The 23,176-nt window shown below is 68.9% G+C and carries 24 protein-coding genes; 17 read left to right on the top strand and 7 right to left on the bottom strand.

The window, feature by feature from the left end:
- The first annotated feature begins 1,720 nt into the window (after nt 1-1,720).
- The gene (locus K8638_RS26355; RefSeq protein ID WP_223757387.1) at nt 1,721-2,098 is read left to right on the top strand and encodes a hypothetical protein; all 378 of its coding nucleotides are present in this window, start codon (nt 1,721-1,723) and stop codon (nt 2,096-2,098) included.
- Nucleotides 2,099-2,117: 19 nt separating this feature from the next.
- Here K8638_RS26355 and K8638_RS26350 read toward each other — a convergent pair whose 3' ends face one another.
- The 5 genes from K8638_RS26350 to K8638_RS26330 all read right to left on the bottom strand — a co-directional run bounded on the left by K8638_RS26350 (nt 2,118) and on the right by K8638_RS26330 (nt 7,187).
- Nucleotides 2,118-3,203, bottom strand: a complete 1,086-nt coding sequence (locus K8638_RS26350) for a peptidylprolyl isomerase (RefSeq protein ID WP_223757386.1) — start codon at nt 3,201-3,203, stop codon at nt 2,118-2,120.
- 124 nt (nt 3,204-3,327) lie between these two features.
- Nucleotides 3,328-4,356, bottom strand: a complete 1,029-nt coding sequence (locus K8638_RS26345; protein WP_223757385.1) for a hypothetical protein — start codon at nt 4,354-4,356, stop codon at nt 3,328-3,330.
- A gap of 172 nt (nt 4,357-4,528) precedes the next feature.
- Nucleotides 4,529-5,299 (bottom strand): response regulator transcription factor, encoded by a 771-nt coding sequence (locus tag K8638_RS26340; RefSeq protein WP_223757384.1) that lies wholly within the window; start codon nt 5,297-5,299, stop codon nt 4,529-4,531.
- A gap of 11 nt (nt 5,300-5,310) precedes the next feature.
- Nucleotides 5,311-6,594, bottom strand: coding sequence for a sensor histidine kinase (locus tag K8638_RS26335; protein ID WP_223757383.1), 1,284 nt, complete (start codon nt 6,592-6,594; stop codon nt 5,311-5,313).
- A 104-nt stretch (nt 6,595-6,698) separates the two neighbouring features.
- Nucleotides 6,699-7,187 carry a hypothetical protein gene (locus K8638_RS26330; RefSeq protein ID WP_223757382.1) on the bottom strand — a complete coding sequence of 163 codons (489 nt, stop codon included), beginning with the start codon at nt 7,185-7,187 and terminating at the stop codon, nt 6,699-6,701.
- A gap of 122 nt (nt 7,188-7,309) precedes the next feature.
- On the opposite strand from K8638_RS26330, the gene K8638_RS26325 reads away from it, so the two are divergent.
- The 10 genes from K8638_RS26325 (at nt 7,310) to K8638_RS26280 (ending at nt 14,121) form a co-directional block, all read left to right on the top strand.
- Nucleotides 7,310-8,086, top strand: coding sequence for a HesA/MoeB/ThiF family protein (locus K8638_RS26325; protein WP_223757381.1), 777 nt, complete (start codon nt 7,310-7,312; stop codon nt 8,084-8,086).
- On the top strand, nt 8,074-8,313 hold the full coding sequence (locus K8638_RS26320) for a sulfurtransferase TusA family protein (protein WP_169348185.1): 240 nt from the start codon (nt 8,074-8,076) through the stop codon (nt 8,311-8,313). Before K8638_RS26325 ends, K8638_RS26320 begins: the two co-directional genes overlap by 13 nt.
- A gap of 3 nt (nt 8,314-8,316) precedes the next feature.
- Nucleotides 8,317-8,589: a MoaD/ThiS family protein gene (locus K8638_RS26315; RefSeq protein WP_223757380.1), complete on the top strand. Its 273-nt coding sequence runs from the start codon at nt 8,317-8,319 to the stop codon at nt 8,587-8,589.
- Nucleotides 8,590-8,597: 8 nt separating this feature from the next.
- Nucleotides 8,598-9,239 carry a ThiF family adenylyltransferase gene (locus K8638_RS26310; RefSeq protein ID WP_223757379.1) on the top strand — a complete coding sequence of 214 codons (642 nt, stop codon included), beginning with the start codon at nt 8,598-8,600 and terminating at the stop codon, nt 9,237-9,239.
- Complete coding sequence (locus K8638_RS26305; RefSeq protein WP_223757378.1) at nt 9,236-9,664, top strand: M67 family metallopeptidase; 429 nt, start codon at nt 9,236-9,238, stop codon at nt 9,662-9,664. Before K8638_RS26310 ends, K8638_RS26305 begins: the two co-directional genes overlap by 4 nt.
- Before the next feature lie 193 nt (nt 9,665-9,857).
- On the top strand, nt 9,858-10,634 hold the full coding sequence (cysC, locus tag K8638_RS26300) for an adenylyl-sulfate kinase (RefSeq protein WP_223757377.1): 777 nt from the start codon (nt 9,858-9,860) through the stop codon (nt 10,632-10,634).
- A gap of 102 nt (nt 10,635-10,736) precedes the next feature.
- Nucleotides 10,737-11,639, top strand: coding sequence for an ATP-dependent sacrificial sulfur transferase LarE (gene larE / locus K8638_RS26295; protein WP_223757376.1), 903 nt, complete (start codon nt 10,737-10,739; stop codon nt 11,637-11,639).
- 329 nt (nt 11,640-11,968) lie between these two features.
- Entirely contained in the window at nt 11,969-12,520 is a 552-nt protein-coding gene (locus K8638_RS26290; RefSeq protein ID WP_223757375.1) for a YaeQ family protein, read from the top strand.
- Complete coding sequence (locus K8638_RS26285) at nt 12,517-12,876, top strand: hypothetical protein (protein WP_223757374.1); 360 nt, start codon at nt 12,517-12,519, stop codon at nt 12,874-12,876. Before K8638_RS26290 ends, K8638_RS26285 begins: the two co-directional genes overlap by 4 nt.
- Before the next feature lie 288 nt (nt 12,877-13,164).
- Nucleotides 13,165-14,121 (top strand): LysR family transcriptional regulator, encoded by a 957-nt coding sequence (locus tag K8638_RS26280; protein ID WP_223757373.1) that lies wholly within the window; start codon nt 13,165-13,167, stop codon nt 14,119-14,121.
- Between the two features lie 87 nt (nt 14,122-14,208).
- On the opposite strand, the gene K8638_RS26275 is transcribed toward K8638_RS26280, so the two are convergent.
- Together K8638_RS26275 and K8638_RS26270 are read right to left on the bottom strand one after the other, a co-directional pair.
- A complete protein-coding gene (locus tag K8638_RS26275) occupies nt 14,209-14,508 on the bottom strand; it encodes a hypothetical protein (protein ID WP_223757372.1) in 300 nt (99 codons plus the stop codon).
- Between the two features lie 205 nt (nt 14,509-14,713).
- Nucleotides 14,714-15,436, bottom strand: coding sequence for a hypothetical protein (locus tag K8638_RS26270; RefSeq protein WP_223757371.1), 723 nt, complete (start codon nt 15,434-15,436; stop codon nt 14,714-14,716).
- Between the two features lie 449 nt (nt 15,437-15,885).
- Between K8638_RS26270 and K8638_RS26265 the strand changes: the two genes are divergently transcribed.
- The 6 genes from K8638_RS26265 to K8638_RS26240 all read left to right on the top strand — a co-directional run bounded on the left by K8638_RS26265 (nt 15,886) and on the right by K8638_RS26240 (nt 23,137).
- On the top strand, nt 15,886-16,773 hold the full coding sequence (locus K8638_RS26265; RefSeq protein ID WP_223757370.1) for a glycosyl hydrolase family 18 protein: 888 nt from the start codon (nt 15,886-15,888) through the stop codon (nt 16,771-16,773).
- Nucleotides 16,774-16,954: 181 nt separating this feature from the next.
- Complete coding sequence (locus K8638_RS26260) at nt 16,955-17,374, top strand: MBL fold metallo-hydrolase (RefSeq protein WP_223757369.1); 420 nt, start codon at nt 16,955-16,957, stop codon at nt 17,372-17,374.
- Nucleotides 17,375-17,473: 99 nt separating this feature from the next.
- Nucleotides 17,474-19,747, top strand: a complete 2,274-nt coding sequence (locus K8638_RS26255; protein ID WP_223757368.1) for an McrB family protein — start codon at nt 17,474-17,476, stop codon at nt 19,745-19,747.
- Nucleotides 19,748-19,749: 2 nt separating this feature from the next.
- Nucleotides 19,750-21,354 carry a DUF2357 domain-containing protein gene (locus K8638_RS26250; RefSeq protein WP_223757367.1) on the top strand — a complete coding sequence of 535 codons (1,605 nt, stop codon included), beginning with the start codon at nt 19,750-19,752 and terminating at the stop codon, nt 21,352-21,354.
- A gap of 114 nt (nt 21,355-21,468) precedes the next feature.
- Nucleotides 21,469-22,377: a DUF6310 domain-containing protein gene (locus tag K8638_RS26245; RefSeq protein WP_223757366.1), complete on the top strand. Its 909-nt coding sequence runs from the start codon at nt 21,469-21,471 to the stop codon at nt 22,375-22,377.
- Between the two features lies 1 nt (nt 22,378).
- Nucleotides 22,379-23,137: a DUF5953 family protein gene (locus K8638_RS26240; RefSeq protein ID WP_223757365.1), complete on the top strand. Its 759-nt coding sequence runs from the start codon at nt 22,379-22,381 to the stop codon at nt 23,135-23,137.
- Nucleotides 23,138-23,176: the final 39 nt, after the last annotated feature.

The following is a 23,176-nucleotide window of genomic DNA, read 5'->3' as shown; positions in this document are numbered from 1 at the left end:
GCCACCGCCTTCGCTCCTTCCGAACTCTGGCTCGGCCCAGGCGGCCTCCGTCGCTGCCTGAGCCGGTGAACAGTTACAGCTCCCGCTTGGGGGAGCACCCAGCATTAGGTGAACGAGTTGCTTCTCCATGCTCAAGGCTGCCGTCATCTCCGGGCATGCAGTGGGTGGAGAAAACCCCATCAAATCAATTAGGACGGCCAACGTTCTTGCCGGTGCCTATGCAGAAGCGCCTTGATGCGCACATGGATTTTGTGATGGTGCCCCTTGACAATGGCCTGTGGGAGATGTACACCTGTGTGCGTCAGTTGATGCTGCACCTCAGCCTCGGCTGACGGGAGTACAGCGCGCCGATTTCCTCTTTTGGGGGTCGCGCTCAACAAGTAACCGCCTAAAGGGCCGGCACTGCTCTCGTCGGGTGCCTCCCGCACAAACTCAACCCGCAGTCATGGGACTGCCGCAACTGGCAGTCCTGTACAGGAGAGGTGTGCCTAATGAGCAACGAAACGAAGAGCTGCCCGCGTTGCAGGCACCACGGCCCCATTGAGCGAGACTTCGGTTATCGCCTCATGGCTCGTCGTTATGTGCGTCCGCAGTCGTGGTGCAGGAGGTGCCGGACCGAAGGGCAGCGCTCCCTCATGGGGCGTCGCCGCCGGAAGTAGAGTCGCGTTCCAGCTAATGCCTTATCGGGCGTTAGCGATTAGTGAGGCCGCCTCGTGGGGAGGTGTGGTGTTGCAAAGCGTCTCTAGTCGGCCGAGGCTCTGGGTGTGAAGAGAGTCGCCTGTCTTCGTCCGTCCATAGATAAGGTTTTCGCGAAGCAGTTCGCATCCGCGTGCCTACTCCACGAGTTCGTGGTTTTCAGGTGCAGACGCGCTCTCCAGCAGCAAGAGGAGGTTGAATGTCTGGGTCGGATTGACCACCACGCCAAACGAGTCGCACGGCCTAAGTCCCTGGAGCTAAGCCAAGGAGAGGAAATATTGGGAGGGGGCTTCGCCGCTCGCCCCGAAAGATCGGCCTCGGCGCACGCTCTCCCTGAACGGATTTACTCTCCCTGGCTTAGATATTGTCCACCCCTGTTATGTGGCCGCCGGGGGGACGCGGCAATGCGCGCTCAACTGAGAGCTGCGCTGATCGCCGGATGTCGGCTGGTGAGGCGAGAGCGGGTTGAGATGGTGCAGGTAGGAAGTACATGAACGCAAGCAGAGGAGGAGAGATGACTGGCAAGAACTGGAACTCGAAGACACGCGAATGGAGCGATGTTGTAAAACCCGAGACGAAGGAGCGTGCCGCGCGTGCCCAGGAGATGCGCAAAGCTGGCAACTCTATTGCTCAGATCGCCAAGGCGCTTGGTCGGAGCGAGTCAAGAGTCCGCGAGCTACTGAGGCCGTAGTAGCATTGGGACATCGCCCTCTCTGGTGGCGGAAACCCCTGTGCCGAGGTGAGGGCGAAGGCCTCGCGCCCTTCATTGCAGCCACGCCTCGTGGGGGGCCTCGCGCGGGCGCTACTGCCAGCGCCTACACCGACGTGGACAGGAATCCCGCGAGTGACGGCCGAGCAGGCCTGACGAGCGTCATGTGCGCAGCCGTCTCCTCGGCGTCGAGCATCGTCGGCGCCTTTCAAACAGGCGCCGGGCTGCACTAGAAGACGTCCCATGGTGCACCGGCCCCTCGCTTACGCATTGGCATGAGCGTGGGCCGGGCCTACGTCCCTGGAGTCCCCGAGCGTGCCGCCCACCGCCCCCCGACGTCGTCGCGAGCCTCAGGAGCCGCCCCGCTCCTGGTGGTGGCAGTTCCTCGACTTCATGGAGCTGTCCAGTCCCGAGGGGTTGAAGGGCCTCGGGCTCGTGCTCGGACTGCTCGTCATCGGCTTCTGGCCGTTGTTGCTGCTGGCCGTCCTGGACGTGGGCGGCACGGCCCGCAAGGTGCTGGTCGCCCTGGGCCCCGTGTCCATCTGCCTGGGGTTCGCCGGCCTCGTCCTGGTGTGTGGCTACCGATATGGCGAGGCGCTCGGGATGTCGCGCCAGAAGACGTGGGCGCTCGCCGTGCTGTTCCTTGGCCTGGGCCTGCTGGGCGGCCTGGGGCTGTGGTTCAGCGAGGGCTGACGGCGAAGCGGGCAGGGCGTCAGCCCTGCTCCGCCCCCTCGAAGGTGACCTTCGCCTTGTTCATGACGTGCTCCACGGCGAGCAGGTACCAGCCCAGCTCGGTCAGGCGCCGGGTCGTCTCCGGCGTCTCGCGCAAGGCGGCGTGGACGTCCTCCGCGGTGAACCCGAAGGGCTCCATGTGGTCGCGCATCAGCTCCTCGAGTTTCTCCGGGGTGAGCTGCAGCTTCTCGGCCTCGGTGACGGCCTTCAGCGCGATGCCGATGTGCAGCCGGCGCTCGACGTCCGCGCGCGTGGTGGGGTCCGTGAGCCAGCCCCGGAGCGCCTCCTGCTGCTCCTCGACGTCGAACTGGTACTGGACCATGGCCTGGCCCTCGGCCTGGACCCAGCGGCGGCGGATCTCCTCGTCCACCAGCGCCCGCGGCAGCTCCACCGGAGCGCGCCGGGCCACCTCGTCCAGCACCATGTCCTGGGCCTGCACCCAGAGCTGCCCCGCGAGCTCGTCCTCCAGCTCTTCGCGGAGGTTGTCCATGACCTCTTCCAGGGTGCTGCCCATCCCGAGCTTCTCCAGGAACTCGGGGGAGCTCTCCGGCAGCATGGTCACCTCGCGGGCGGCCACGATATCCACCAGGAAGCGCGCCGGCTTCCCCTGGAGGGACTCCACCGGGTAGGTGTCCGGCAACTGGAGGGCGATCTGCATGGACTCGCCCACCTTGCCACCCTCGGCCACGGCCTCGCAGAACCCGGGCAGCGCCTCGATGGGCGCCAGCTCCGTCGTCATGCCGAAGCGCGCGGAGAAGGGGATGAGCTGCCCATCGCAGTAGCCCACGATGTTGAGCTGGACGTCGTCGCCCAGCTCCAGCGACTCGCCCTGCTGACGCTCGCGCGTGGTGGCCAGGGCGCGGCGCTTCTCGTGGAAGCCGCGCAGCAGGTCCTCCTCGGTCAGGTCGTCCGGGGTGGGGACGCGCACGGAGATTCCCTCCAGGGAGGGGGCCTCCACGCTGGGGAGTTTGAGGGCCTCGGTGGAGACGGTGCTCACCACCGGGCTGATCTTGAGAAGGCGCTCGACACCCCGACCTGGTCCTTGAGTCCCTTGCTTGCTGCTCACGAATGCTCCTGGGAGATAGGTGTGCCAGCGCCCGCGCCAATGGGGCAAAAAGCGACGGCTCGGCATGGACCTAGGCATAGTCCAGCCGAGCCGCTCTGACAAACCGCGATGGGGGGGCCGCTTCCTAGAAGAAGGCGCCCACGATGCTGGACACCGTGGAGACCGCGGCGCCCACCTGGCTGACGATGGGGATGTTGGTGGCCGCGGCGATGGAGCCCACCGCGGTGATGACGGACGTCACCTTCTTGCCCGTGCTCGCGTTCTTGTCCATCAGCGTCGCGCCCGCGTTGGCCACGTCGAGGGCCGCGATGGCCACGTTGACGCCCGGAGCGAACCGGCCCAGCGTCTTGGCGGCGGTGCCCGCGGCGGCCTTCGCGCCCGCCTTGACGGCGGCCTCACCGGCCTCCCGGCCCACCGTGGCCAGCGCGGCCTTCGCGGCGGAGCGCGTGCCGCTGCCCAGGATGCCCTTGGCCAGGGTGCTGCCCGCCTTCGCGGCGTCCCCAGCGGCGGTGCTGATGGCCCGGCCCACGGTCTTCGCCGTGCCAGCCTCGAAGATGCCCTTGGTGGCGGCGTTCTTGACGGCCTTGAGCACGTCGTCGCTGGCGTTGGGGAGGGCCTTCTTGAAGGCGTCGACCGCCTTCATCCCGGCGTCCAGCTTGCCCTTCATGATGCTGCCGCCGAGGACGCCGCCCATCACCTTGCTGCCGACGATGCCGCCCGTCGCGGCGGAGACGGTGGCCTTGGTCGCGTCCAGGGTCGACCGCGTGGCCGTGATGATGTCGTCCTTGCTGCCCGTGCGGATGGCCTGGCGGATGTCCTTGATGGCCGTGGCGCCCGCCATCGCCGCGCCGGGGATGCCCGCGTAGCGCATGGCGGCGCCCATGGTCGCGCCGAACTTGGTGAGGCCCTTGAACGTGCCCTGGGCGAACGTGGGGTTGCGGATGAAGTCCAGGTTCGTCTTGCCGAGCAGGCCCTGCGCGCCGTTCTTGAGGTTCTTGACCTGCTGGAAGGCGTCCTTGCCGAAGTTGATGGCCTTCGAAGTCTGGGTGGCGACCGCGACCCCGCCCTTGATGAGCTCCTTGTTCTCCTGGAAGGTCTTCTGGACGTTGGTGCGGACGGCGTTGAAGGTCTTCTTGATGTCGGGGAAACCCATGTGGGCCTCGCAAAATAGATGGAACCTGCCGTGATTATCGAAGCCAACGCGCGCGAGTTGCGTGGGACAGGCTCCTTTTCTCGATTTTTCGATCAGCGCGGGCGAGGCGTCATCGAAGCGCCAGGGGCGCGGAATCATTACCCTTTTTCATACACGGGGGACTCCGCTCAGGTCACACGGAGATGAGGCCCTTCCGGATGCCCTCGGTGACGGCCTCGACGCGGTTGGTCACCTCCAGCTTCCGGTAGATGTGCTCCAGGTGGGTGCGGATGGTGGCCTTGCTCAGGTTGAGCAGCCGGGCCGCCTCGCTGTTGGAGACACCCTTGGCGATGAGCTGGAGGATCTCCCGCTCCCGGTCCGACAGGGGCTTGAGCAGGGGCTCCCTCGAGGACGGCGTCTCCCCGGTGGCTTCTTCCTCCGGCGGGGGCTCGGGCGTGGAGGGTGGGGTGGCCACGGGCTCGGTGGGGACCGGGCTGGCGTCCGGGTCCACGCGGAAGTGGCGCAGCAGGCGGCGGGCGAGGTTGGGCTGGATGACGGTGCCGCCCGCGCGCACCTCCTTGATGGCCTCGATGATCTTGTCCACCGGGGCGCCCTTGAGGAGGTAGCCCGAGGCGCCGGCCTTCACCGCCTCGAGCACTTTGTCCTCCTCGTCGAAGATGGTGAAGATGAGGATCTCCATCTTCGGGAAGCGCGCCTTCACCTCTCGCGTCACGTCGATGCCGCTCATGCGGGGCAGCCCCAAATCCAGCAGGAGCACGTCCGGCATCAGCTTCGGCACCTCCTCCAGCGCGGCCTCGCCGGACAGCGCCGTGCCCACGATGTCTATTTCCGTGTGGCCCTCGAACAGGCGGAGCTGGTTCTTGAGGATCTTCGTCTGGTCCTCCACCACGAAGACGCGGATGGGCGGAGAAGAGGGCGCGGCGGGAGGCGGAGAGGCGTCCACGGGGGCTCCGGTCAGGACGGATTGCAGGGAAGGGAGAAGGCGACCTGGGCTCCGGCGCCCGGCGCCGAGTCCACGATGAGTTGGCCGCCGAGCTTCATGGCGCGCTCGCGCATGTTCAGCAGGCCGTAGTGCCCGCGCGGCGTGCGGCTCGGGTCGAAGCCCTTGCCGTCGTCGCGGACGATGAGGTGCACCGCGTCACCGCTGAAGTCGAGCCGCACCTGGACGGACCTGGCCTCTGCGTGCTTCACCGCGTTGGACAGGCACTCCTGGAGGATGCGGAACAGCGCGAGCTGCGCGTCCGGGGACAGCTTGCGCGGCAGGCCCGTGCGCTCGAAGCGGATGTCCAGCCCGGTGCGCTCGCGGAACGTCTTCGCGTAGTCCTCCAGGCCCTGCGACAGCTCGAAGTCCTCGCGCATCATCCGCAGGTTGCGGCGCAGCTCCTCGATGGACTCCTCCGCGGTGGTCTTCAGCTCGCGAATCTCCGAGCGCAGCCCGTCCTCGCGGGCGAGGTTCAGGATGTACTCGGCCTGGATGATCATCGAGGAGAGTGATGCGCCCAGGCCGTCGTGGATCTCCCGCGCCAGCCGGTTGCGCTCCTCCACCACCGCCAGCTCCTTCAGGTCCCCCTGGAGGGCCACCACCTCGCGGTGCGCGGCGGCCTCGCGCTCGTTCAGGTACACCAGCACGTAGACGATGATGAAGTTGAGCGCGAGGTACCAGAGCAGCGTCAGCAGCTCCACCGCCGTCACCGAGCGGTTGAGGAGCAGGTCCAGGCGCGTGGTGATGGGCAGGGCCAGCAGCGGCGGGAGGATGGCCAGCGGCTTGGGGTAGAGGATGGAGAAGAGGGTGGTGAACAGGAGCTGCGTCGCCAGCAGCGGGCTCTGGAGGCCGCCGCCCACCTGGGGCTTGGCGATGAGCACCACGGTGATGGTCAGGTCCAGGCAGAGGGTGATGTACGTCACCCAGCGGCCGGCCTTCGGGTGGTCGATGACGAGCAGGTTCGCGACGCTGTAGAGCAGCATCGTGAAGTAGCCCACGAACGAGAACGGCCCGGTGAGGCCGAAGTAGACGCTCCACGCGGGCACCGCGAGGATGAGCAGGCCCAGCGTGAGGAACATCATCCGCGCGTAGAAGAGCGCGCGGGCGCGAGCGACGAAGCGGTCCTGCTCCCAGGAGGCGGTGGCCTGCTCGGCGGACACGCTGTCCGTCAGCTTGCGGCGCTCCAGCACCTCCCGCACGCGGGCGCGCAGGTCGTTGGCGGGGGTCTCCTCGCCGAGGGCGAGATTCGTGTTCATCGGGGCGGCAGCTTACGGGAGCCGCCGGGTGTGCGGGAATCCCGGGGGCGGCTTGCCTCCCCCCTGGTGGAGGGAGGAGGCACGCCCCGGCGCTCAACCGTGGGTCACTTCTCGCAGGCCTTCCGGGCCTCGGGCTTGCGCTGGAAGACGTACTCCAGCCTGTCTTGCCGCTCTCCGGTGCGCTCGTCGAACAGCGGCGTGCCGCCCGCGTACATGGTGCCCTCGGGGTGGCCGTACTTGTCCAGGCCGTTGGACTTCAGCCAGCGGTCCACGCAGGCCTCCACGGCCTCGCGGCTCCCACCGGAGCCGGAGCTCTTGGCCATCCCCGACGTGCCGGCGTCCGTGAGCGGCTTGCTGGACTCCATGGTGACGGTGCCCGCGTCGTCCGTGGAGGACGTCATGGCGCCACGCTGGGTGCCCGTCTGGGCGCCCTCCGAGGGGCCACCCGCGTCCTTCACGGCCTCCATGGCGTCGCGCGGGTTGGCCTGGGAGGCCGCGTCGGTGGGGCCGGGGCCCTCGCCGGTGTTCTTGTGGCAACCGACAGCGAGGAGGAGGACGGTGGAAAAAGCGAGCACGCCGGGCAGGTTTTTCATATGTCCTGGCTGGTGAGGTCCGCGTCGAGGCGGCACGGTGGGTGGGCGCCTGCGCCCTTTTCACGGTGGACGCAGGGGCACGCACCTTATTCGCTTCCGACCCCTCGCGGATGGGCAATCCGATGCACGGACACGACACGGACCACCACCCCCGAATCCCCCAGGCCTCCCGTCTCGAGCGCGCCCGCGTGTTGCTGGTGGGCGCCGGCGGACTGGGCTGCCCGGCCTCGCTGGCGCTGGCGCAGGCGGGTGTTGGCCACCTGACGCTGGCGGACCCGGACCGGGTGGAGGTGACGAACCTGCCGCGCCAGCTCTGGCACTGGCCCGCGGACGTGGGCCGCAACAAGGCGGAGTCCGCGGTGGCGGGACTGATGCGCGCCTTCCCCACGCTGTCCACCGAGGCGCTCCCGGAGCGCGTGGACGCGGGCAACGCGGAGGCCCTGTTCCGCGCGCACGACGCCGTCATCGACGCGACGGACGGCGTGGCCACCAAGTTCTTCCTGTCGGACGTGGCGGTGCTCACCGGCGTGCCGCTCGTCTACGGCGGTGTGCTGCGCATGCAGGGGCAGGCGATGCGGCTGGACCCGGGCGGCCCGTGCCTGCGCTGCCTCTACGAGGCGCCGCCCCCGCCGGACGCGGTGCCCACGTGCGCGCAGGCGGGGGTGCTCGGCTCGCTCGCGGGCCTGGTGGGCGCGGTGCAGGCCCTGCTCGCGCTGGAGTTGCTGGCCGGGGCCGCGCGCCCCGCTCCCGGCGAGGCCACCCTCCATGTGCTGGACGGTGTGTCCCTCACGGGCCGCCGCGTCCGAGTGGAGCGCGCGCCGGACTGCCCGGGCTGCCGCGTCACCGCCGTTCCGGAGTACCCGGAGGCCGCACGGGAGGCCGGGGCATGTCCGAGGTGAGGGCCACGCTGGACATCACCCGCGAGGTCTGCCCGATGACCTACGTGCGCACCAAGCTGAAGCTGGAGGCGCTGGAGCCGGGGGCGCTGCTGGAGGTGCTCCTCCGGGGCGCCGAGCCGCTGAAGAACGTTCCACGCAACGCGCGCGAGGAGGGGCACGAGGTCGTGTCCCTCGAGGCGCGCCCCGACGGGACGCACCTCCTGGTGCTCCGCAAGCAGGGCAGGTGAGCCATGGCGACCATCCGCATTCCCACCACGATGCGCGGCTTCACGAGCAACCAGGCCGAGGTGAAGGCCTCCGGCGCCACCGTGCGCGAGGTGCTGAAGGACCTGGACACGCGCTACCCCGGCATCGGCGCGCGGCTCTTGGACGAGCGCGGTGCGGTGCGCCGCTACGTCAACGTCTTCCTCAATGACGAGGACATCCGCGCGCTCGGCGAGCTGGACACGCCGGTGCGGGACGCGGACCGGCTCACCCTCATCCCCGCGATGGCGGGAGGCTGAGGCCCGCCATGGCGCTGCGAGAAGAGCAAATCCTCCGCTACTCCCGGCAGATCCTCCTGCGCGAGGTGGGCGGGCGCGGGCAGGAGGCGCTGCTGGCGGGCGCCGCGCGGGTGGATGCCATTGGCGCCTCGGGGCTGACGGCCGCGGCGTACCTCGCCGGGGGCGGGACGCCCGTGGCGGGCACGGGCTCGCTGACGCTGGGGCCGTGGGCGCCCGGCTTCCTGCTGGGGCCCGAGTCCATCGGCCAGCCCCAGGTGGAGGCCCTGGACCGGGCGGTGCCGGAGCTGAACCCGGACGCGGCCGGTGCCGGGCGGGGTGGGGGACTGCTGGCGGAGCTGCCCGCGTCCTGGAGCGGCGAGGCCCCCTGGGTGGCCCTGGGCGGGGACGGGAGGCGCGCGGCCGTCGTCTTCCGGGGCCCGGACGGGTGCGTGTGGTGCTTCGGCGAGACGGTGCGGCACCTCATCCAGCCCCCGGACGGCGCGCTCGGCGTGGCACTGGGGGCCCTGGGCGCCCTGGTGTTCCAGCGGCTGCGGCTGGGCCTGGGGCCCTCGCTGGGAGGCCGCTGGCTGCTGGCCCCCGGCGTCGTGGAGGAACTGGCGCCGCGGCGCTGTGCCCGCTGTGCGGGGAGCCCGGAGCCCTCCCAGCCGTGAGCCGCTGGCCCGAGCCCGGCTGGCCCGAAGCCGTGCGCGCGGAGGTGGTGCGGCACCTGGAGGCCACATACCCCCAGGAGGGCTGCGGGGTGATCCTCCGCGCGGGCGGGGACGGCCCCTTCCGGGTTCGCCCGCTGCGCAACGCGTCTCCCCGGCCCCGGACGGCCTACGCCTTCTCGCCCGAGGAGTGGCTGGCGGTGTCCCTGGAGGCGGACTCACGGGGAGAGCGGGTGGTGTGCGTGTTCCACTCCCATGTAGAGGCACCCGCGACCTTTTCCCAGGAAGACCGCGCCCAGGCGGCCCCGGGAGGTCAGCCGCTCCTGCCCGGAGTTTCCTACCTCATCGGATCCATACACCGGGGCTGTGTAATCTGGGTGTGTGAGTACGAGTGGAGGGGGGGCGATTTCAGGGTGCGAGAGACGTGAAAACGTCATTTCATAAACGAAAAACCCATGTGCTGGCGGGCACTTGGCTGCCAGCTCACCCCACCTGCGGAAAGGTGTGTGCGAATTGTCAAGTGAGGGGGTTTTCGTCTATAACCGCCCGCATCTTCTGAATCTGCGGCGTCCACACGCAGCTTGCAAGAAGCGCTCCGGACGCAGGGAGTTGAACAGGCTTATGGCCCCCAACACTGGTTTCACCCTCTGGCTGACCGGCATGTCCGGAACCGGGAAGAGCACGACCGCAGCCTACATCGCCGCGCGGCTGCGGCAGGTCGGACGCAATGTGGAGATCCTCGACGAGGGCGAGCTGGGTGAGGCGCTCTGGGCGGGGCTGGGCGACACCAAGGAGGACCGCGTCACGGTGATTCGCCGCCTGGGCTTCGTGGCGAACCTCCTGACCCGCAACGGCGTGGCGGCGCTGGTGCCCTGCGTGAGCCCCTACAAGGCGGGCCGCGAGGAGAACCGCCGCAGCATCGGCCGCTATGTCGAGGTCTACGTCGACTGCCCGACCGAGAAGCTCATCGAGCGTGACACCACGGGCCGCTACAAGAAGGCGCTCAACGGGGAGATCCCCAACTTCATCGGCATCACCGAGCCGTACGAGCCGCCCAACTCGCCGGAGGTGACGATCCACTCCGACACCGAGTCGGTGGAGGACGGCGCGGCGAAGATCTTCCAGTCCCTGCTGGACCTCGGCTACATGACGACCGAGGAGCTGAAGATCATCACTGGCAAGAAGATGAAGGCCAACCCGCTGCCGGCCAAGCCGGAGAAGGGTGCCGCCAAGGCGGACAAGGGCGCCAAGGCCCGCCGCGCCGAGGAGACCCGTCCGGCGGCGGCGAAGGCCCCCAAGGCGGACAAGGGCGCCAAGGCGCGTCCGGCCACGCGCGCGGCCCGGGTGGCGAAGCCCGCCGCCGCCGCCAAGAAGCCGGCGAAGAACAAGGCCCGCTGAGCACGAGGGGCCGGCCAGGCCCTCGCTCCCCAGCTTGAAGGGCTCCGGGTTGCCGCTCGTTGAGCGTGCAATCAGGGGCCCTTCCGTTTTAGGAGTCCCCCCATGTTGAGCCCCGAGCAGATTCAGGCCCTGTGTGAGTCCTCGCGCCCGAAGCTGGAGGCGATGCGTGCCGCGCTGCGCGCCCATGGCAGCGCGCTGGTGGCGTTCTCGGGCGGGGTGGACTCCACCTTCGTGCTGAAGGTTGCGGTGGAGGAGCTGGGCGAGCGTGCGCTGGCGCTCACCGCGCTGTCCGCGTCCGTGGCGCCGGAGGAGGCGCAGGAGGCGCGGGAGCTGGCGGAGCGGATTGGCGCCCGGCACGTGGTGGTGGGCAGTAACGAGCTGGCCAATCCGCAGTACGCGGCCAACCCCACCAACCGCTGCTACTTCTGCAAGACGGAGCTGTACGACATCTGCGAGGCCCGCCGGAAGGAGCTGGGCCTGGCGGTGGTGCTGGACGGCTTCAACGCGGACGACTTCAAGGACCACCGGCCCGGCCACAAGGCGGCGCAGGAGCACCGCGTGGTGTCCCCGCTGGCGCAGGCGGGGCTGACGAAGGAGGAGATCCGCGCGTGGAGCCAGTCGCTGGGGCTGCCCACCTGGGACAAGCCGCAGATGGCGTGCCTTGCGTCGCGCATCCCCTACGGCACGTCGGTGACGCGGGACAGGCTCCTGCAGATCGCCGCCGCCGAGTCCGAGCTGCGCAAGCTGGGCTTCCGTCAGTTCCGCGTGCGCTACCACCAGGAGGTGGCGCGGCTGGAGGTGGCGGCCGAGGAGTACGAGCGCTTCCTCGCCGCGGACGTGCGGAAGAAGATCAACACCGCGTTCCTGGCGCTGGGCTTCAAGTTCGTGGCGTTGGACTTGGAGCCCTTCCGCTCCGGCCGCATGAACGAGGCGGCCGGCGTGGCGCGCCCGGAGGCCCCTGGCGTGGGCAAGGTCGAGGGGTTCTCGCTGCCGGTGGTGAGCTGAGCCGCGTCCTCTCCGGCATGAGGCTCTCCTTCACGCGAGCGGGCGGAGCCTTCGTCCTGTTCGCGGCCGGCCCGCGTTCGGTGGACGGGGAGGCTGTGAAGAGCTTCCTCGCGGAGGCGCAGCGACACTGTGGGCAGGGCGTCGCCGACGATCTTCATTCGCGGTTCGGTGGCGAGTCGTCCCTGAGGTAGAAGCGGGCGTCCAGCCCGGGCCCGCCCTGGAGGTAGCCGCTCCACCCTCCAGGGCTGCGCAACGAAGTGGAGGACTTGAAGAAGGACGCACCAGGCGAACCAGACGAAGCACGCTGGATGCGCTAAAGACTCCTCCCGATGACCCTCGTACCGACGCTGTACGACTTCCAGGTCGCCTTGAGCCACGTCGACCGCTCGATTGACCAGCCCGCGCTGGTCATCAAGCTCGCGCGCCACCCGTCGGAGACCATGCAGCGCGCGTGGCTGCGGGTGTTCGCGTTCTGCTGGCTGTGGGAGGAGCGCCTCGCCTTCGGCAAGGGCCTGGCCGAGCCCGATGCCCCGGACCTCGAGTGCCGTGACTACACCGGCCTTGTCACTCGCTGGGTGCGCGTGGGAAAGGCGGACCCGCAGAAGGTCCAGCGCGCGGTGGACCAGAACCCGCACGCGAAGGTCGCCGTGATGTTCGAGTCCGTCCAGCGGATGGAGGCGTTCCTCGCCGAGGCTCGCGAGGCAAAGGCGACGCGGGTGGCCAAGGCTGAGCTCGCCGCGGTGGATGCCGACCTGCTTCGCTCGCTCTCCCAGTTCGACACGCGGCGCATCAAGCTGTCGCTGACCTTCGTCGGAGACCACGCCTATGTCGAGTGCGAGGGGCAGAGCTTCGACGGTCCACTCACCCGCGCGACGCCGTGAAGCTTGAGCGCCATGTCGGAGGGCTCTCGCTCGCCCGGAAGGCCCACTACCTGCGCTCGCGCGGCTGGCGCGAGGAGAAGGGTGGGTGGTCGAGCGAGATCTTCGGCCTGCATCCGACGGCCAAGGCTCTCCACCACCAGCTCACCGATGACCTGAGCCAGGCGCTCTGTCAGCGGGGATGGCAGGTGCTCGGGTACTCCGAGCGCGGCTACGTCCAGTTGCGTGACGTTGGTCGCGGCAAGCCTTGCTCCCTGCCCAAGGCCCTGCGCACCCAGGCCCGCCGCGAGAAGCGGCTCGTCGCGGAGCTGACCTACTCGCTGTTCCTCGCGGCGTTGCTCGAAGTGGAAGGAGGGTGACGTCCGCAGCGGTTTCATGGCCCCATGCCGCGCAGCTGGTGTACGCCCAGCTCGCCCACGTAGGCGCCGAGCCGCAGCGCCGCCCGGCCCCCCGGCGCCACGTTCAGGTCCTCGCCGAACAGCGTCCACGGTCAGCGCACCCGCTTGTCCGGGGACGGCACCGTCACCACCACCGTGCGCGGGAAGGAGCGGTTGCCGGTCTCGTCCTCGGCCACCAGCCATACCTCGGTGCCCGTCACGATCCCCACAGTGGCCGCCACGCGCTCCATCCGCACTCTGGATGTTGGAATGAGCGATATTCACACCATGAATCTCGCGGACTTCGACTTGAACCTGCTCCGCGTGCTCGACGCCCTCTTCATCGAGCAGAGCGTGGGGCGCGCGGCGGCGCGGCTGCGGCTCTCTCAGCCCGCCACCAGCAATGCGCTGGCGCGGCTGCGCGCCGCCCTCGGAGACCCCCTCTTCGTGCGCGGCCTCCAGGGCATGGTGCCCACCCCGAGGGCCCTGGCCCTGAGAGGCCCGCTCACCCTCGCACTGCGGCAGCTCCAGGAGGCCCTGGTGCCCCCCGAGGCCTTTGCTCCCGAGCGCGCGAGCCGCACCTTCGTGCTGGCCGCGAGCGACCATGCCCAGCTCCTCGTGCTGCCGCAGCTCGCGGCGCAGCTCGCGCACTACCCCGGCTTGAAGCTGCGCGTGGTGCCGCTCCCCCGCGACTTTCCCACCCCCGAGCTGGAGGCCGGCGAGCTGGACCTCGTCCTGGGCGTCTTCGACCTCTCCCCGGGAGACCAGGCGCCCCGGGGGCTGCGACGGCAGGTGCTGGTGCGCGAGCACTTCGTGCTGGTGGGCCGCGCGGGCCATCCCGCGCTGCGCAAGCCGGAGCGCCTGGACCTCTCCCTGCCTCAGCTCCACGTCTCGCCGCGCGGCGGCACCGAGGGCCGCTTCGAGCGCAAGGCGAAGCTGCGCCGCAACGTCGTGCTCTTCACCCCGCACTACCTCGTGGCGCCCTGGGTGCTGGCGGGCACCGGCCTCATCGCCGCGCTACCCGAGCGGGTGGCGCTCCGCTTCGCCGAGGCCTTCCCCCTCACCGTGGTGCCGGTGCCCCTCCCGCACGAGCCCCTGCGCGTGCAACAGCTCTGGCACCCGCACCGGCAGGAGGACCCCGCGCACCGCTGGCTCCGGGAGCAGGTGCTCGCCGCGGCGCGGGCCTCCCCCTCGGGGGAGCGCCTGCCGCTAAAGCCGCGCCGGTAGCCGGACGGGCACGCGGGCCGGGTGGGGTGCCCCCAGTGAGGCGGGCACCCCCTTCACCGTCCGCGTCTCGTGGCGTGAGGCTGGCGTCTATCCCTGCACCGGGGAGCTGGCCTCGTCCTGCACCCGCGGAGCGCAGACGAGCACTTCCTCGGAGGTGCTCATGGACTCGGTCGAGGCCTGCTCCTCCTCGGTGGGCGCCACGGGGATGGGGTACTTCCCACCACATCCGTTGTACGTGAAGCAGTCAGTGTCGGAGGTGAAGAGGGAGCAGGGCCCGCACTGGCCATATGTGCAGTAGGTGCGGCACGAGGGATAGGACTGGGCGTTCGCGGTGAACGGCACCAGGGATGCCACCGACAGAAGTCCAGCCATGACATAGCGAATCATTCGAATGTCCTCCATGCCGGGGAGCACCGCGCGCCACCGGTGCTCCCACCCTACCGCGCGCTGGCTTTGCTTGAAAAGCCATTGGCCCGCAGACACTGCTGTCTGACTGATGTCATTGGAAGTTTCCGGTGCGCCGGTGCAATGCAAGACATCTGTGCGCCGCGTCATGGTGCGCATCGCGAAGGGCGTCTCGGAGGCTCGCACGCTAGAAGTCGCGCGCGTGCTCGCGCCGGTACTCCTCCATCAGTTGCGCCAGTTCGTCGCGAATCGCCTGCGCGTAGACGTGGCTCTCGTAGTGGATCGTCAGCAGTTTCTCCCGGTAGGAGAAATAGCCAGCGAGGCGGATGGCCGCCTCCGGGGTATTCCAGTTGGCGATCATCACGGAGCGATACCGGGAGATGCGCCCCTCGGACTCCGCGCCTGGCTCGGACTGCGTGCGCCCGTCCGACGCCATGGGCGCCGCACCGGGTGAAGAGGCCGCGGGCACCTCGGAGTCCATGTCATCCGGAGAGGCGCCATCCCCCTGGGCCTCGACGAGCGGCGGCTGCCTCTCGGCCTCCCCGGGTTGGGCCTGGGCCACCTGAGGCCGAGGCTCCGCGGCGGCGGGGGAGGCCCGGGGGACCGGCGTCGAAGTCCTCGCGAGCAGCCACGCGAGGTCGAAGGACTCGCGGTACTTCTGCACACGCCGCGAGGTGCCTCGCTTCGCGGGGCGGTCGTACTTGTCGGTCAACATCTCCACCGTCAACTCGTAATCACCCCGGAGGTCCTTCACGTCCTCGAATCGCACGAAGACCGAGCCCAGGCGTCCGTTGGCGAAGATGAGGAACACGCGGGCCGGCTGCTCCCCGAGCGTCGTCGAGACAACCAGGTCTCCCCGCTGCGTCTCCTGGGCCTCGGGATACAGGGCCAGCACCTCGTTCCGGGTCATCCCCCAACGCGTGGATTGAAAGCCATCCATGCTGCGATAGGTCCGCTCATGCGAGGCGCGTATGGCGGCTCGGCGCTCGTGCACCGTCGGGCCATGGTGGTGCGAGCCGCAGCCGACGAGAAGGAACAACATCCACCCGTAACGATTCATGGAGACACCTTTCCGTTCTCCGGAAGAGCGGCGTCTTTGGCGTCAGCACGCGGAAGCCCCCCGAAGAATCCTTGTTCGACACCGGCACCCGGGGACGAAGCGTAGTGCAGATGACCGGGGGGGAGCTACGAATCCGCATCTGTCCACCAGCGCGGATGCTCCGCCGACGTGTCGGCCGACGTGTCGGAGGCAGGCCATCGACTCGCGGTGCCAGGGCTCTCCCGAGGGGCCGACGCCTGGTGCACGCCTTGCAAAACCCGCTGGCGCCGTCATCCATCCCCGATTCACAGGAGCACGTCATGTCCTCTGCGAAGCTCATCGGCTACTTCCGCGGATTCGAGTCCACGGGCAACCTGCTCAGCGCGACTCCAAGCAGCGTCACCCATATCAACCTGTTCGTCGCGGGCATCACCCCCGACGGGAAGTCGCTCGCCACCAACTACCTCACCAAGGGCTCCTCGGCGTCGCAGCTCATCGCCGCGTCCCAGCAGCTCCAGAAGCAGGGGCAGCGGGTGTCGATGTCGCTGATGGACTCGTCGACCATCCACTGGAACAACGTGGACATCTCGTCCTACGTCCAGAGCGTGCAGCAGGTGGCGATGGGGCAGTGGGGGCTCAACGGCATCGACGTGGACGCGGAGTCCGGCATGCCGGCCGACGTGTACGTGGATACGATGGTGAACCTCGTCACCTCGCTGCGCCAGGCGCTCGGGTCCGGCGCGCTGCTGACGTACACGGCCTACACGCTCGGCCAGAAGGTGCTGGGCTACGGCACCGACTTCAACTTCGACGGGGAGATCCTCCCGAAAATCGCCAGCTCCATCGACTGGGTGAACACCATGGGCTACTTCTGGGACACCCAGGACCAGCAGACTGCGTTCGCGGCATACGCGGACCTCGTCGGGCCGGAGAAGGTCGCCATCGGGGTGGGGGTGGACTACCAGGGCGGCGCTTCGACGCCGCTCGACGAGGTGTCCGCGCTGGCCAACTGGCAACCCGCCTCGGGCTCCAAGGCGGGGATGATGCTCTACGCGCTGGACGGCGACGCGCCCCAGTTCACCGGCAAGCCGCAGTGGACGTGGGTCGATACCATCGCGCAGGGCCAGGGCGCCGCGAAGCCGAAGGCACGTCCCGCCGTCCCCAAGCCCCACCGCCGCCTGCCCTGGGCGGTCCAGGCGGTTCGCTAGTCGAGTTCGTGTCGTGGGGGAGGCATGGCAAGTGGCCCTTTTACCCGTGACGACGCCCGGGACGGCCTGCTTGTCTCCCGGCACACGCTTCCCCCACCTTCCTGCGTGTGCCCGGCCCTTCCTGCTTCTCACACTTGCCGCCCTCTGTGCAGGGACCACGGGCTGAGCGAAGGACCGCTGGGTGCGCGGCGACGTCGAGGTTCGCACCTTCACCCGCGAATTCCTCGGCCGCTGGCGGAGGGAGGAGGACGAGGGGGCCACGTACACGCCTTACCCCGCCGACGTCGTGGTGGGCGCGCCAACCGACCTCGCGTCGCTCACCGGCGTCCCCGGCCGCATCCTGCCGGTGCCAGGCCACACGAAGGGCTCCCTGGTGGTGGAGGTCGGCGACATGCTCTTTGTCGGAGATTTGCTGCGCGGCAGCCTCATCGGCTCGGGCGCGGAGACGCACCTCTACATGTGCGACCTCGAGGCGAACCGCCGCGACATCCGCACGCTGCTGGAGCAGCAGTCTCCCGGCTCGAAGTGGGTGTTCGTCGGCCACTTCGGCCCGGTGACGCGCGAGTCCGTCCTGGAGCACTTCGAGGCAGAGAAGCGCTGACGGGCCGCGGGCGCTTACCTCCGCGGAGGTAGGCCGGTTGCTTTTCCACTCCTGGCCCTGCAAAACGCTGCCCGTGCATTCCGAGCACCGAGGTGCCACATGCTGACCGATACCCAGGTACGCGAGCTCTATGCGAACGGAAGGTTCGCCCCTGCCGAGTGGGCGGAGTGGCAGAAGAACTACGCCGACTTCCTCGCGTGGGTCCGCGCGCAGAGTGACGCGGAGCTGAGCAGCCCCGCGAGCCAGGAGCGCCTCTGGAAGGCTCGCGCCATCACCCCAGTGGGCCCGGGAGAGAGCGTCAACGTCACGGGGGCCTACACCGACCCCGACGTGGTGGATGGCTTCGTGGCGCTGAGGAAGAAGTCCTGGCCCGCCGATCCCACCTCCCGCGCCGAGGCCATCCAGGAGGAAGGCGAGCGGCTCCTCCGGCTCGTCCGTGAGCGGCACTCCAAGCGGCAGCCCTATGCCAAGCTGTGGCGCGCCTTCGCCGCGCTGCTCCCCGCCGAGTTCCACTGCGTCTTCCGGTATGAGGCCCACGTCCGCGCAGCCAAGCTGCTATTGCCCGAAGGCTCGGACCCGAGCCACGTCCTCATCCGCGCGCGCCTGCGCGAGGCGCTCGGCAATGAGGACGGCAGCGTGACCGAGCACGTCCGGCGCTCGACATTCTGCTGGTGGCTGCACGAGCAGTTCGACGCCATCTCCAGCGGGGCCACTCCCACCACATCGGTCGCCACATCCGCAGACCGCATCTCCAGCCCGCTGGCGCTCTGGCCCTATGGAAAGCAGTTCAAGGGCAACTCCTGGCCGAAGAACGGCCTGGAACTGTACCGGCGCACCATTCAGGAGTGTCTGCCCGGCATCCCGCGCGCGGACCTGGTGGAAGTTCTCCGCAACGTCCCCGAGTTCTCCACGCAGTCCCCCGGCGCGCTCAGGGTCTACATCGCCCGCATCGCCGGCCTGGGACTACTCCAGACGCAGGGCGACACGCTGCGGCCGACGGACGCGGGAGAGAGCCTGCTCGAGAGCGACGTCCCCGACGTGCTCGTCGAGCGGCTGATCGAGCGTGTCTTCCCCTTCGGCGGCCTGTTGCGCTTCCTGGCCGGCGGACCCCGGGCCACGGGAGAGATCAACAAGCACCTGCAGACGCTCTATCCGAACTGGAAGGAGAACATGGGGCCGTCCCAGCTCACGAGCTGGGCCAAGCACCTCGACCTGATGGAGCCCACGACGAACGCGCGCTACCAGCTCACCCCCTATGGCGAGGGCTGGGAGAAGCGGCTCCCGTCGGTGCTCCCGATGGCGCCGGCGGTGGCGGCGGCCGAGGAGGACTCCGAGCCCCAGGACACCCCAGGCGAGGGAGCCACCGAGGCGGAGAAGAAGAACTGGCCCTCGTTCGAGCAGCTCCGCCACGCGTTCACCCAGGACCCAGCCGCCAAGACCTTCGTCCTGGAGGATCGGCAGCTGCGCACGCTGCATCTCGCCTGGCACTGCAATCCCCAGCGGCGCTTCGTGCTGCTCGCGGGGTTGTCCGGGACCGGGAAGACGGCGGTCATCCGGCAGTACGCCCGGCTCTACTGCCAGGCCCTCAACCTGCCGCTGGACAAGCACCTGGCCGTGGTCCCCGTCTCTCCCGATTGGAGGGACCCCACGGGCATGGTCGGCTACCTCAACGCCCTTCACGCGGAGCCCACGTTCCAGGCCGAGCCCGCGCTGCGGCTCGTGCTCCGCGCGGTGAGCGACTCCGCCAACCCGTACTTCCTCGTCCTCGACGAGATGAACCTGGCCCGGGCCGAGCAGTACTTCGCGCCCTTCCTCTCGGCCATGGAGCAGGACCACGGGAGGCTCCACTTCCACGGCCACGAGACGGCGGTGAATGAGGTGCCACCCTCGGTGCCCTGGCCGAAGAACCTCTTCATCGCGGGCACCGTCAACATGGACGAGACCACCCACCCGTTCAGCGACAAGGTGCTGGACCGCGCCTTCACCCTGGAGTTCTGGGATGTGGACCTCAAGAGCTTCTTCAGCCGGCAGACACGGCGGCAGCCCGAGGTGGAGCAGGTCCTCACCGAGCTGCACGGCATCCTGAAGCCGTCGCGCCGACACTTCGGCTACCGCACGGCGGGCGAGGTGCTGGCCTTCGTCGCCGCCATGGGTGGGGATATCCCCAACGACCTCCGCGCCGAGTTGGTGGACCAGGCGGTGTTCTCCAAGGTGCTCCCCCGTATCCGCGGAGAGCACTCCCTGGAGTTCGAGGCGATGCTGCAGGAGCTCCGGAAGCTCTGCGCTTCCCGGAGCCTCCCCCGGAGCGCTGACAAGGTGGAGCAGATGGAGGCCACCCTGAAGACCACCGGCATCACCCGCTTCTGGTCCTGACCATGGAGGTGTACGAGCCAGGAGGCGAGCCGCTTTCCCTCTCGGAAGGCGTGCTGCGCCTGGAGGAGGCCCGCCAGTATTTCGTCTCCCCCGGAGCCGGCGCCCCGGAAGGCGCCGTCGCGTGGCTGGGGCCGCTCGCGCTGGAGTGGGATGGGGCGGAGCGCGCGTTCCGGCTCCCCATCTCGCAGTGGATTGGCGCCCAGTTGCTGCGGGTTGCTCATGCCGGGAAGGAGACGACCACGACCGTCCAGGTGGTGCCGCGGGCGGACAAGCTCTCCGCGCAGGCCTGGACGGTGCTGCTGTCGGACCTGGAGGCGTGGCTTCCCTCGCTCAGCGTGGGAGACCAGCCGGGCCTCCAGGGCTCTGTCGTCGCGGGTGGCAGCCGGATTCCGCACCTCGTGGAGGCGGCGCTCCCGCTCATCCCGGCCTTGCTGGAGTCCATCCGCGCAGTCATCGCCGCGCCCCGTCAGCGGACCGGCCACACCGAACTCTTCGTGCCTGCCCATCAGGTGCGGCGCGTGGAGCGGACCGCCCTCGGCTGGCTCGAAAGGCACCCGGAGGCCTCGCGGGCTCTCAGCGCCCGGTGGGACACGGACGCGGATGCACGGCGCCCGCCCCTCGTCCCCGTGGGCCATGCCACCGAGACGCTCGACCACCCGGCGAACCGCTATGTCACATGGCTGGTGCGCTCCATTGCCCGGGACCTCGGCGCCTATGCGGAGGCACTGGATGGCACCGCGCGCGGGAGTGATGCGCCCGCGGGAACCCACGCCGACGACTGGCTCCGGTGGTGCACCTCGCGCGCGGAGGCGCTGCGCGAGGCCGCCGGGGCGCTGTGGGCCCTCGAAAGGCGCTCGTGGCTGGCGCGCCTGGCGCCGTCTCCACCCACGGAGGCGGCGATGGCGGTCGTGGTGGACGACCCCCGCTATGCCCGGCTCCATCGGCTGGGCCGGCGCTTCCGATCGCCGCTGTTCCAGTTCGGAAGGCTCCCGGGCGCGCCGGGAGCCGCGACCCGCCCATCCTACGAGCTCTATGAGCTGTGGACGTTCCTCGCGCTGCGCAGGCTGCTCGGGGCGCTGCTGCCGGAGCACCGGTGGACGTCCCAGGGGCTCGAGCCGCTCGCCACCCTGGACGAGCCCCTCGACGGCGCCTCCTTCGAGGCCACCGGCCCTGGCGGCACGCTCCGGCTCCTCTTCAACCCGACCTTCCGCGGCTACCTTTCACGGGGGACGGCGCCACGCTTCAGCATCTCGGGAGAGCGCAGGCCCGACCTGGTGCTTCTGTGGGAGAGCGAGGGGCGGCGTCGCTGGGTTTGTCTCGATGCGAAGTACCGCGTCGCGAGAGACGCCCTCGCGGACGCCTTCGAGTCGGCGCACCTCTACCGGGATGGCCTGCGCTGGCCCGAGTGGGGTGGCCGCTGCGAGGCGGCCGTGCTGCTGGCCCCCGCGGAGCTCCCCGCGTGTGCCCCCTGGTTCGCACCGGGCTTCGTCGCGGAGCATCAGGTGGGCGTCTTCCGCCTGACGCCCGGAGCCGAGGCGGCACCCCTGTCCGCCTGGCTGGGCCGGTTCCTTGGTCTATGTGCTGAAATGGCTCCCGCACCATGGTGAAGAGCAGGTGCGTGGTAACGGGTCCACCTCAATCTTTCGCAGCTCGTGCTGACATATTCCAGAGTCGGCCAGCCTTGACTCGTAGCTCTCTGGCTCGACTGAAAGAACGTGACCATGCGACTCCGCGCCTGCGCCGCACTCCTAATCTTCCTCTCTGCGTGCGCTACGTCGGCACCGAGCCCCAAAGAGCGAGTGCCCCAGAACCCGAGGATCTCCAACCTCCAGCGGGCAGCAGAACTGCCGTGGAGGGACGGGGGGCGGTGCGTCGTCCGTGAGGCTTCCCAGCCCTGGCCCGTGCTGGCGGAGCGGTGCTTCGCAGCCCTCGACCATGACCGGGTCCGGTTCAATGACCGGACGGGACGATGTGCCGTTGCCTCGGCGGGCGCGGCTGCCCTGGGAATCGGCCTCTGTGTATTGGCTGCTCCCGAGATCGTTGTGGGCGCGGTGATCGTCGTGGGCGTGGTGGTGGTGGGAGTCGCCATCAAGGAAGCGCTGGATGCGTATGAGCTGAGCGGGAGTCGTTCGGAGGAGGTAGAGCCCGTACCCCAGACGAAGCCTGCCCCACAGGAACCCTCCGCGAATCGAAAGCTCAGGCCCGAGCCATCAGGACAGGACTGGTTTCCTCCAGGGCCGACCGAGCCACTGGAGCGAGAGCGTCGCCGCAAGTGCGAGCCCGTCCCGGTGCCGCACCGAGGTGGAGATGACGGTCACGACAAGTGCGCCGACAAGATTCCGAACAACAGCTTCCCCGGCTGGGACGTGCTCGTCAATGGCAAGCAGTTTGACGCGCTGCAACTGGCCGCGCGCACGCTGTGGGAAGTAAAGACTGATGATTTCGAAATACACTCGCCTCACTCCCAGGGATTTTTCGCCAGAGTCAAGCTGCCGGAGATCAAGCGCGAGAAAGTGCTTGCGGAGGCATGTGGGTATAAATTTGTCGTTGGGGTCCGAAGCTCTGCCCACAAGGCTGCGCTTCTTGCATTAGACCCTGATCTTACAATCGTTGTCATGGATTGGTGCTAGAGTGACAGTCGCGCGAGAATCCCTCAATCTCAACGTATATGCGCCTGCGCTCGTGGGCGAGGATAAGCGACCGCTCGCCATTGTTCATGAAATGGAGCGTGCGCTTCCCGGCTTGCGGCTGGCGTGGACGCTTTCTGAAAAGGGGGGCTTCATTGCTTTGACTCACCGTGATGAGTGGATTGCAGCAGACAGGATGGATGGTGGATTTCCATTCCTTTGCAACGATGACGAAAGCCGACCCGTAACGCTTACCGGGTGGGAAAACCCAAGCGGCCTTGCTGTAGGGGGGCCGCCGCGTCTTGACGTCCATGCGACGCTGCCACTGGACGCGGTCGGCGTCGCGGCAGCAGCGGATGTGCTGGATGCCATAGGGGAGGGCGCTCGCGCGATCTGGGGGCATGCATCGCCGTGGGGCTATAATGAGGTCGTGTCGCAACAGTTTCGTGATCCTGAAGACGAGCCACATGCGTCGCCCCACGGATTGCCCTGGCTCCTGCGCCCACGGTACAACCGCGTGCCTGAGATTCCGCATTACCTTGGGTGGCTGAACTACTGGTCGGCCGCTGCCGCACGCGTCATCGGGTTCCCGGATCCTGCTCGCGACGCCGAGCTGCTTTCACGGGCGCGGCGCACGGCATCGGGCGGCTGGGTCTTGCGGCTCACGGACGCGCCGCTCGACCTGGACAACACCGCCCACTTGGACGCGCTCCTGCGGGCTTATGCGCGCTTCCCGGAAATCGGCGGTCGCTCAGCGCCTTGACCTCTCCGTGACCCGGCGCGAGCTTTCCGACCGTAGAAA

Origin of the sequence: Myxococcus sp. RHSTA-1-4, assembly GCF_020037125.1 — a bacterium.
Taxonomy (GTDB): Bacteria; Myxococcota; Myxococcia; order Myxococcales; family Myxococcaceae; genus Myxococcus.
The sequence above is the reverse complement of the archived record's forward strand: the minus strand, read 5'-3'. Positions and strand labels throughout refer to the sequence as shown.

Excerpts from the sequence above, each read along its gene's own strand:
- K8638_RS26345 (WP_223757385.1), bottom strand. The coding sequence starts at position 4,356 with ATGGGTTTCCCCGACATCAAGAAGACCTTCAACGCCGTCCGCACCAAC.
- K8638_RS26335 (WP_223757383.1), bottom strand. The coding sequence starts at position 6,594 with ATGAACACGAATCTCGCCCTCGGCGAGGAGACCCCCGCCAACGACCTG.
- K8638_RS26330 (WP_223757382.1), bottom strand. The coding sequence starts at position 7,187 with ATGAAAAACCTGCCCGGCGTGCTCGCTTTTTCCACCGTCCTCCTCCTC.
- K8638_RS26325 (WP_223757381.1), top strand. The coding sequence starts at position 7,310 with ATGCACGGACACGACACGGACCACCACCCCCGAATCCCCCAGGCCTCC.
- K8638_RS26320 (WP_169348185.1), top strand. The coding sequence starts at position 8,074 with ATGTCCGAGGTGAGGGCCACGCTGGACATCACCCGCGAGGTCTGCCCG.
- K8638_RS26315 (WP_223757380.1), top strand. The coding sequence starts at position 8,317 with ATGGCGACCATCCGCATTCCCACCACGATGCGCGGCTTCACGAGCAAC.
- K8638_RS26310 (WP_223757379.1), top strand. The coding sequence starts at position 8,598 with ATGGCGCTGCGAGAAGAGCAAATCCTCCGCTACTCCCGGCAGATCCTC.
- cysC (WP_223757377.1), top strand. The coding sequence starts at position 9,858 with ATGGCCCCCAACACTGGTTTCACCCTCTGGCTGACCGGCATGTCCGGA.
- larE (WP_223757376.1), top strand. The coding sequence starts at position 10,737 with ATGTTGAGCCCCGAGCAGATTCAGGCCCTGTGTGAGTCCTCGCGCCCG.
- K8638_RS26290 (WP_223757375.1), top strand. The coding sequence starts at position 11,969 with ATGACCCTCGTACCGACGCTGTACGACTTCCAGGTCGCCTTGAGCCAC.
- K8638_RS26280 (WP_223757373.1), top strand. The coding sequence starts at position 13,165 with ATGAGCGATATTCACACCATGAATCTCGCGGACTTCGACTTGAACCTG.
- K8638_RS26275 (WP_223757372.1), bottom strand. The coding sequence starts at position 14,508 with ATGATTCGCTATGTCATGGCTGGACTTCTGTCGGTGGCATCCCTGGTG.
- K8638_RS26270 (WP_223757371.1), bottom strand. The coding sequence starts at position 15,436 with ATGACCCGGAACGAGGTGCTGGCCCTGTATCCCGAGGCCCAGGAGACG.
- K8638_RS26265 (WP_223757370.1), top strand. The coding sequence starts at position 15,886 with ATGTCCTCTGCGAAGCTCATCGGCTACTTCCGCGGATTCGAGTCCACG.
- K8638_RS26255 (WP_223757368.1), top strand. The coding sequence starts at position 17,474 with ATGCTGACCGATACCCAGGTACGCGAGCTCTATGCGAACGGAAGGTTC.
- K8638_RS26250 (WP_223757367.1), top strand. The coding sequence starts at position 19,750 with ATGGAGGTGTACGAGCCAGGAGGCGAGCCGCTTTCCCTCTCGGAAGGC.
- K8638_RS26245 (WP_223757366.1), top strand. The coding sequence starts at position 21,469 with ATGCGACTCCGCGCCTGCGCCGCACTCCTAATCTTCCTCTCTGCGTGC.